The organism is Pseudaeromonas pectinilytica, from assembly GCF_054780855.1.
Genome location: NZ_BAAGVN010000210.1, coordinates 1 through 1,180 on the forward strand (window position 1 = coordinate 1; position 1,180 = coordinate 1,180).

General features: G+C 41.9%; 2 protein-coding genes. Both read left to right on the plus strand.

Annotation, left to right across the window (positions count from 1 at the left end; genetic code table 11):
• Positions 1-122: 122 nt before the first annotated feature.
• Entirely contained in the window at positions 123-755 is a 633-nt protein-coding gene (locus tag ACYVG7_RS10290; protein WP_460883028.1) for a hypothetical protein, read from the plus strand.
• Positions 756-764: 9 nt separating this feature from the next.
• Positions 765-1,175, plus strand: a complete 411-nt coding sequence (locus ACYVG7_RS10295) for a hypothetical protein (RefSeq protein ID WP_460883029.1) — start codon at positions 765-767, stop codon at positions 1,173-1,175.
• Positions 1,176-1,180: the final 5 nt, after the last annotated feature.

The window sequence follows — 1,180 nt, forward strand, 5'->3', positions numbered from 1 at the left end:
AGCCCTGCAAAGTAAACTGGATGGCTTTCTTGCCGCCAAGGATTTGATGGCACAGGGGATCAAGATCTGATCAATAGACAGGTTCAGTTCGTTTCACACAAAGAAGAATTCGCAAGGGAGGAATGAACTATGTCTATCGACAGGTCGAGAAAGACTTTAATAAATATAAGATAGCTGGCAATCACAGCTTTTCTGTATTTTATGAAAACTATCTTGAAGTTGACACAACTAAGGCGGAGCAAACTTTAGGTCGTGCTCTTGAAATAATGGGTGATTACTTCCATGGGCGCCCAATCACAGGCGATATTACTATCGTAACTGAAATGCCTAGCAACTGGCAAAAAACTCCTAATGGTGAGTGCGCTTCACAAGGCTATGACGCCGAGGCTGACGCTTACAATAAGCAACACTATAAAGTCCATAAAGAACAGGCAATATCAAATCCTCGCTGTGCCGAGTTCAACGCCTGCTTATGGTGTCGCCATTATAGAACAATTGCTGATGCTGAACATGTTTGGAAGCTACTTTCATATCGGGATTTTGTAATTGCTGACATGGAAGCCAGCATTGTAGATTATGAACGCATGGAGATGCAGCAACAATACATTGAAATTTTATCAGAGCGTGTAAATGATATTGTGAATGCACTCGCTGATATAGATCCCAATGCCGTTATCCAAGGTCAGAATATAGTTAAGACGCGAGGGATACACCCGTTCTGGCAGTTTGCGAACAGCACTGGAAAAACATTTTAAGGACGGGATATGCATTTAACTGAAATTGTTGATTTGATTTCAACTACCGACTCCGCGGGTAATATTAGAATCAACGCGTTATCTAAGGAGCAGATTGGGAATTTGGATAAGTCGACGCTGTGGATATCACCAAACCCTGCGGGGGATATCGAGGTCACTTTTGGTGATAATTATTGGTATCCTGAAAAGTATCGGGATAATCGAATCGCTTTTGATATTGGCGTTGAAGTTCTTAACTTTGAGGTTAAAGCTAGCACACTTTGTTTATTAACCCACGGAGTAGTAGAGGGCGGAGTTCCACTGAAATGGTCAACTGTACTAAGTAGAGCATGCTATTTATCTACAGGGCCGACGCATGATCATTCTTTGCACAAGTTGATCAAGTCTCGATCAGTTGAGCAGCTCCAAACACGATTTTAATTGTA